The organism is Frigidibacter sp. (genome assembly GCF_030695035.1).
Lineage (GTDB): Bacteria > Pseudomonadota > Alphaproteobacteria > Rhodobacterales > Rhodobacteraceae > Frigidibacter.
Genome location: NZ_JAUYTT010000013.1, coordinates 1 through 7725 on the forward strand (window position 1 = coordinate 1; position 7725 = coordinate 7725).

Annotated in this window: 6 protein-coding genes and 1 pseudogene; 6 read left to right on the plus strand and 1 reads right to left on the minus strand. The window is 64.3% G+C overall.

What is annotated here, in order from left to right:
* Positions 1-2126 (plus strand): annotated as a pseudogene (locus Q8S30_RS13980) (DNA-directed RNA polymerase subunit beta'); the annotation flags it as partial.
* Between the two features lie 88 nt (positions 2127-2214).
* Here Q8S30_RS13980 and Q8S30_RS13985 read toward each other — a convergent pair.
* The gene (locus tag Q8S30_RS13985; protein ID WP_305666643.1) at positions 2215-3237 is read right to left on the minus strand and encodes a glycosyltransferase family 2 protein; all 1023 of its coding nucleotides are present in this window, start codon (positions 3235-3237) and stop codon (positions 2215-2217) included.
* A gap of 90 nt (positions 3238-3327) precedes the next feature.
* On the opposite strand from Q8S30_RS13985, the gene Q8S30_RS13990 reads away from it, so the two are divergent.
* From Q8S30_RS13990 to Q8S30_RS14010, 5 genes are all read left to right on the plus strand, one after another.
* The gene (locus Q8S30_RS13990; RefSeq protein ID WP_371135523.1) at positions 3328-4203 is read left to right on the plus strand and encodes a DMT family transporter; all 876 of its coding nucleotides are present in this window, start codon (positions 3328-3330) and stop codon (positions 4201-4203) included.
* A gap of 301 nt (positions 4204-4504) precedes the next feature.
* The gene (gene rpsL, locus Q8S30_RS13995) at positions 4505-4876 is read left to right on the plus strand and encodes a 30S ribosomal protein S12 (RefSeq protein WP_010399029.1); all 372 of its coding nucleotides are present in this window, start codon (positions 4505-4507) and stop codon (positions 4874-4876) included.
* Between the two features lie 12 nt (positions 4877-4888).
* A complete protein-coding gene (gene rpsG / locus Q8S30_RS14000; protein ID WP_305666644.1) occupies positions 4889-5359 on the plus strand; it encodes a 30S ribosomal protein S7 in 471 nt (156 codons plus the stop codon).
* Positions 5360-5383: 24 nt separating this feature from the next.
* Positions 5384-7501, plus strand: a complete 2118-nt coding sequence (gene fusA, locus Q8S30_RS14005; protein WP_305666645.1) for an elongation factor G — start codon at positions 5384-5386, stop codon at positions 7499-7501.
* Between the two features lie 83 nt (positions 7502-7584).
* The coding region (locus Q8S30_RS14010) for a GTP-binding protein (protein WP_305666647.1) at positions 7585-7725 on the plus strand (141 nt) is incomplete at its 3' end.

The following is a 7725-nucleotide window of genomic DNA, read 5'->3' on the forward strand; positions in this document are numbered from 1 at the left end:
ATGACGATGCCGGCGCCGAGATGGAGCCGAACAGCGTCTATATGATGTCGCACTCGGGTGCGCGGGGCTCGCCTGCGCAGATGAAGCAGCTTGGCGGGATGCGCGGCCTTATGGCCAAGCCGTCGGGCGAGATCATCGAGACGCCGATCGTGTCGAACTTCAAGGAAGGTCTGACCGTTCTTGAGTACTTCAACTCGACCCACGGCGCCCGGAAGGGTCTGGCCGATACCGCGCTGAAGACGGCGAACTCGGGCTACCTGACCCGCCGTCTGGTGGACGTGGCGCAGGACTGCATCGTGCGTCAGCACGATTGCGGAACCGAACGCGCGATCACGGCTTCGGCCGCGGTCAATGACGGCGAGATCGTCTCGCCGCTCAGCGAGCGGATCCTGGGCCGTGTGGCGGCTGACGACATTCTTGTGCCGGGCACCGATGAGGTGATCGTGCGCAAGAACGAGCTGATCGACGAGCGCAAGGCCGATCTGGTGGAAACCGCCGGCGTTGCCGCCGTGCGCATCCGCTCGGCCCTGACCTGTGAAGCGGAAGAGGGCGTCTGCGCCATGTGCTACGGGCGCGACCTTGCCCGCGGCACGCTGGTGAACCAGGGCGAGGCTGTCGGCATCATCGCCGCGCAGTCGATCGGCGAGCCGGGCACCCAGCTGACGATGCGGACCTTCCACATCGGCGGTATTGCTCAGGGTGGCCAGCAGTCGTTCCAGGAAGCGAGCCAGGAAGGCACTGTCGAGTTCCGCAACCCGATCCTGCTGATCAACGCCCTTGGCGAGCAGATCGTGATGGGCCGGAACATGAAGATGGTGATCATCGACGAGGTCGGCCAGGAACGGGCGAGCCACAAGGTCGCCTACGGCGCGAAGATCCACGTGAAGGACGGCGCAACCGTCAAGCGCGGCGCCAAGCTCTACGAATGGGACCCCTATACCCTGCCGATCATCGCCGAGAAGGCGGGTGTGGCGAAGTTCGTGGACCTGATCTCGGGCATCGCCGTGCGCGAGGATACCGATGATGCGACCGGCATGACGCAGAAGATCGTGATCGACTGGCGCACCGCGCCGCGCGGCAACGATCTGAAGCCGGAAATCATCATCATGGACCCCGCGACCGGAGAGCCGGTGCGCAACGATGCCGGCAACCCGATCAGCTATGCGATGTCGGTCGATGCGATCCTGTCCATCGAGGACGGGCAGGACGTGAAGGCCGGTGACGTGGTGGCGCGTATCCCGCGCGAAGGTGCCCGGACCAAGGACATCACCGGGGGTCTTCCCCGCGTGGCGGAACTGTTCGAAGCCCGTCGCCCGAAAGATCACGCGATCATCGCCGAAATCGACGGCTATGTGCGCTTTGGGAAGGACTACAAGAACAAGCGCCGCATCACCATCGAGCCGTCGCAAGAGGGGATGGAGCCGGTCGAGTACATGGTGCCGAAAGGCAAGCACATCCCGGTGCAGGAAGGCGACTTCGTGCAGAAGGGTGACTACATCATGGACGGCAACCCGGCCCCGCATGACATCTTGCGGATCATGGGGATCGAGGCGCTGGCCGACTACCTGACCGACGAAGTGCAGGACGTCTATCGCCTGCAGGGTGTGAAGATCAACGACAAGCATATCGAGGTGATCGTTCGCCAGATGCTTCAGAAGATCGAGATCCTGGACTCGGGCGATTCCACGCTGCTCAAGGGCGAGAACGTGGACAAGGCCGAGTTCGAGGAGGAGAACACCAAGACCATCGCGCGCGGCGGGCGTCCCGCCACGGGCGAGCCGGTCCTGCTGGGCATCACCAAGGCGTCGCTGCAGACCCGCAGCTTCATCTCGGCGGCGTCGTTCCAGGAGACCACGCGGGTGCTGACCGAGGCGGCCGTGCAGGGCAAGCGCGACAAGCTCGTCGGGCTGAAGGAAAACGTCATCGTCGGCCGGCTGATCCCGGCCGGCACCGGCGGCGCGACCAGCCGTGTGCGCAAGCTTGCGGCCGACCGTGACCAGAAGGTGATCGACGCCCGCCGGGCCGAGGCTGAAACAGCCGCGGCACTGGCAGCCCCGGTCGATGACGCGATTGACAGCGCGGAAGAAGCCTTCGGCCTGGTCGAAACCCCGGAAAGCCGGGATTGATCAGCGCCTGACCTCAGGTCTGTAGATATAGAACCGGCCCCGCAGCGATGCGGGGCCGGTTTGCATTTGGAATGTGGCGTGGCCGCGATCAGCGCCCGGCAGAGGCCAGCGCGCGGTGCCGCCGCCAGCGCGCATCGGTGGATGGCTCGCGCCCTGCCGCTGCGGCCAGCCGCTCGACATAATCGGCGCAGCACAGGTGGTGCAACTCGCGGATGCCGGGCAGGGCCATCGCCTCGGCGTGCAAGGCCTCGAAGGCGGCGGCATAGCGCAGCGCCGACAGGTCTTCGACCTCGTTGCGGTTGAACAGCTTGAAGAAGCCGTCGGTATAGCGGTCCTTGCGGGCCGCCGCGCTGAGCGTGCCGCGCTTGAGCGAGAAGCTTTCCTCGGAGCGGATCATGTAGTGGTTCATCTGTGCCGCGGCATGGGTCGTCAGCTCGCGTGGCGTCTGGCGCTGATAGGGCGCATCCGGGTGCCAGTCCGGCACGGTCACGCCCTCGCTGTTCACCCAGCGAAGACCCGCGCTGCCCCAAGGGCCGGGGGCCCGGTCCGCATGGTAGCCCGCAGGGCCGTGGGCATCGAGCCGGCGGAACAGGTCCGCCCGCCGCGAGATGGCCTTGTACCAGGTATTGACCCCCGCCCCGATTGCCGCGGAGCGGGTGAATTGCCGGTGCACCAGCCCTTCAGACCAGTGCTTCTGGCCCGAGGTGCCGAACACCTTCCAGTTCAGCGACATGCCCAGAAAGTCTGGCTCTCCCGCGGGAAGCAGATCGGTGATCTGGCCCGCGCCCTTGTGGATCACCAGAAACTCATCGACATCACAGACAAGGATCCAGTCTGCGGCCTCTGCCAGTGGGTGGCGTTTGGCGCGGCGCAGCTTCGGAATCAGCGGGATGTGGTCCGGCTTCACCTCGTGGCGGATATGGGTCAGCCAGCCTGCGTCCTGCAGCGCGTCCAGCAGTTGCGGGGAATGGTCGGTGCAATCGTTGGTGACCACCAGAATGTCGGTAAAGCCCAGCATCCGGTACCAGGTGACCCATTCCAGAGTGAAGGCGCCCTCGTTCCGCATCGAGGAGATGACAAGGCTGCGCAAGGCGGGCTCCGGGTCAGGCAACGGGCGGAGCTTAGGGCTAAAAAGGTGCAGGGGTCCAGCCCCCCACCAAGGCCTCTGGCGCGCCCTCGCCCGGCCTGATATCCGGCCGGCATGATCCCGATGTCCGACAATCTGCGTGGAGCGCTGCTGATGATGGCCGCGATGGCGGCCTTCACCGGCAATGATACGCTGCTGAAGGCGGTGACGGCCGACGTGCCGCTGTTCCAGTCCATCGTGATCCGCGGCGCGGTGACCCTGGTGCTGCTGGCGGGGCTGGCTTGGGCCCGGGGCGGCGTGCGGCTGCGGTTGGGGCCGCGGGATACCAAGATCCTTTGCCTGCGCTCGGTGGGCGAGATCGGGGCCACGCTGTCCTTCCTGTCGGCGCTGCAGCACATGCCGCTGGCGAACCTCAGCGCGATCATGCAATCGCTGCCGCTGGTGGTGACGCTGCTAGCGGCGCTGCTGTTCCGCGAGCGGATCGGCTGGCGCCGGCTGACGGCCATCGCGGTGGGCTTTGCCGGGGTGTTGCTGATCATCAAGCCGGGCGGAGCGGCGTTCGATGGCTGGGCGATGCTCGGGGTGCTGGCGATGGGCTGCGTGGCGCTGCGCGATCTGGCGACGCGGTCGCTGTCGCCCGGGGTGCCGTCGCTGGCGGTGACGATCTATGCAGCGCTGGCGGTCACGGTGCTGGGGGCGGTGCTGGCGCCGTTCCAGGGCTGGGTGGCGGTAACGCCCTCGCAGCTGCTCAGCCTGGCCGGGGCAGGGGTCTTCCTGATCGGCGGCTATCAGTTCATCATCATGGCGATGCGGGTGGGCGATGTCAGCGCGGTGACGCCGTTCCGCTATACCTCGCTGCTCTTCGCCATCGTCCTTGGATGGATCACCTTCGGCCAGCTGCCCGATGCGCTGACGCTGGTGGGGGCGGGGATCGTGATCGCCTCGGGCCTGTTCATGCTGCGGCGCGAGCGGCAGCTGGGGATTGCCTGATCAGCGGGGCGCCCGAGGCCTGCCCCGGGGCCGGGTGCTGTTGACAACCCCTGCGACTCCCCATATACGGCGCCCACTCGTGTGGCGGGGAAGGCTCTGCCCGTGGGTGTCAGAAATGGATGTGGTCACGATCCGGACAGCAATGTCCCGATCCTCTGGAATTCCACCGCGTCGTCCCTGCGCAGGGGACGAATGCGGTTTTGGTGTTTTGTGGACGCGCAAGGCACAAGAACTGTGAATGCCCCCGGAAGTCGCGTTGACGAACGTGATTGAACGGGCCGCAAACAAAAAGGCGAGATGAATGCCGACGATCCAACAGCTGATCCGCAAGCCGCGGCAGCCCAAGGTGCAGCGCTCGAAGTCGCAGCACCTTCAATCCTGCCCGCAGAAGCGCGGTGTCTGCACGCGCGTCTACACCACGACGCCGAAGAAACCGAACTCGGCCATGCGGAAAGTCGCCAAGGTGCGTCTGACCAATGGCTTTGAGGTGATCAGCTACATTCCCGGCGAAAAGCATAACCTTCAGGAACACTCGGTGGTCCTGATCCGCGGCGGCCGGGTAAAAGACCTTCCCGGCGTCCGCTACCACATCCTGCGCGGTGTGCTCGATACGCAAGGCGTCAAAGACCGTCGCCAGCGTCGTTCGAAATACGGCGCGAAGCGTCCGAAGTAAGGAGAGACAGAGATGTCCCGTCGTCACGCCGCCGAAAAGCGCGAAGTTCTGCCTGATGCCAAGTTTGGCGATCGGGTCGTCACGAAATTCATGAACAACCTGATGGTCGACGGCAAGAAGTCGACCGCAGAGCGTATCGTGTACAACGCTCTTGACCGGGTTCAGACCCGCCTCAAGCGCGAACCGATCGAAGTCTTCCACGAAGCCCTGGATAACGTGAAGCCCTCGGTCGAGGTTCGCTCGCGCCGGGTCGGTGGCGCCACCTATCAGGTGCCGGTCGAAGTGCGGATGGAGCGCCGCGAGGCGCTGGCGATCCGCTGGCTGATCACCGCCGCGAAGAACCGCAACGAGCACACGATGGAAGAGCGCCTCGCCGGCGAGCTGCTCGACGCCGTGAACTCGCGCGGGACTGCCGTGAAGAAGCGTGAAGACACGCACAAGATGGCCGACGCGAACAAAGCGTTCAGCCATTACCGCTGGTAACCTTTCAGCCTGAGGACCACCCCAATGGCACGCGAATACCCCCTCGAGCTCTACCGCAACTTCGGGATCATGGCCCACATTGATGCGGGCAAGACCACCACGACGGAGCGGATCCTTTTCTACACCGGAAAGTCCCACAAGATTGGCGAGGTGCATGATGGCGCCGCGACGATGGACTGGATGGAACAGGAGCAGGAGCGGGGCATCACGATCACGTCCGCTGCGACCACCACCATGTGGGAACGCACTTCGGATGGCGTGACCGCCGAAACGCCGAAGCACCGCTTCAACATCATCGACACCCCCGGCCACGTCGACTTCACCATCGAAGTCGAACGTTCGCTGGCGGTGCTGGATGGTGCGGTGTGTCTGCTGGACGCGAATGCCGGGGTGGAACCTCAGACCGAAACGGTGTGGCGTCAGGCCGACCGTTACAAGGTCCCGCGGATCGTGTTCGTCAACAAGATGGACAAGATCGGCGCCGACTTCTTCAACTGCGTGAAGATGATCAAGGACCGTACCGGGGCGATCCCGTGCCCCGTGGCCCTGCCGATCGGTTCGGAAGACCAGCTTGAAGGCATCATCGACCTGATCACCATGGAAGAATGGGTCTGGCAGGGCGAGGATCTGGGCGCGACCTGGATCCGCCAGCCGATCCGCGAGAGCCTGCAGGATCTGGCCGACGAATGGCGCGGCAAGATGATCGAGCTTGCGGTCGACATGGACGACACGGCGATGGAGGCCTATCTTGAAGGCGTCGAGCCGGATGTTGCGACCCTGCGCGCGCTGATCCGCAAGGGCACTCTGTCGATGGCCTTCGTGCCGGTGACCGCGGGTTCGGCCTTCAAGAACAAGGGCGTTCAGCCGATGCTGAACTGCGTTGTGGACTTCCTGCCCTCGCCGCTGGACGTGCCTGCCTATATGGGCTTCGCACCGGGCGACGAGACGGAAACCCGGAACATCCCGCGCTCGGCCGATGACAGCCAGCCCTTCGCCGGTCTGGCGTTCAAGATCATGAACGACCCCTTCGTGGGCTCGCTCACCTTCACCCGGATCTACTCTGGCGGCCTGAAGAAGGGCGACCAGATGATCAACTCGACCAAGGAGCGCCGCGAGCGCGTTGGGCGGATGATGATGATGCACGCCATCAACCGCGTGGAAATCGACGAAGCCTTCGCGGGTGACATCATCGCGCTGGCCGGCCTGAAAGAGACGACGACGGGCGACACGCTCTGCGATCCGTCGAACCAGGTCGTGCTGGAAACGATGACCTTCCCGCAGCCGGTGATCGAGATTGCCGTGGAACCGAAGTCGAAGGCCGACCAGGAGAAGATGGGCATCGCCCTGGCTCGCCTGGCTGCCGAAGACCCGTCCTTCCGCGTCGAGACCGATCTGGAATCGGGCCAGACGATCATGAAGGGGATGGGCGAACTTCACCTCGACATCCTCGTCGACCGGATGCGCCGCGAATTCAAGGTCGAGGCCAATATCGGTGCGCCGCAGGTGGCCTACCGCGAGACCATCTCGCGCGAAGCCGAGATCGACTACACGCACAAGAAGCAGACCGGCGGTACCGGTCAGTTCGCGCGGATCAAGCTGGTGATCACCCCGACGGAACCGGGCGAGGGCTACTCGTTCGAATCCAAGGTCGTCGGCGGCACGGTGCCCAAGGAATACATCCCGGGCGTCGAAAAAGGCATCAAGTCCGTGATGGACTCGGGCCCGCTGGCTGGCTTCCCGGTCATCGACTTCAAGGTGGCGCTGATCGACGGTGCCTACCATGATGTCGACTCCTCGGTGCTGGCGTTCGAAATTGCGGCCCGCGCCGCGATGCGTGAAGGCATGAAGAAGGCCGGCGCCAAGCTGCTGGAACCGATCATGAAGGTCGAAGTGGTCACCCCGGAAGAATACACCGGCTCGATCATCGGCGACCTGACCAGCCGCCGCGGCATGGTCACGGGGCAGGAGTCGCGTGGCAACGCCAACGTGATCAACGCCTTCGTTCCGCTGGCCAACATGTTCGGCTACATCAACAACCTGCGCTCGATGTCCTCGGGTCGTGCGGTGTTTACCATGCTGTTCGACCACTACGATCCGGTCCCGCAGAACATCTCGGACGAGATCCAGAAGAAATACGCTTGATCTTTCGGTGCGCCGCAACGGCGCACCCTACCCACCCGTAGGGTGTGTGACCTCACGCACCGAACACGACACAGGAGGCCATCATGGCTAAGGCAAAGTTTGAACGGAACAAACCGCATATCAACATCGGCACGATTGGCCACGTTGACCACGGCAAGACGACTCTGACGGCTGCGATCACGAAGTATTTCGGCGATTTCAAGGCCTATGACCAGATCGACGGC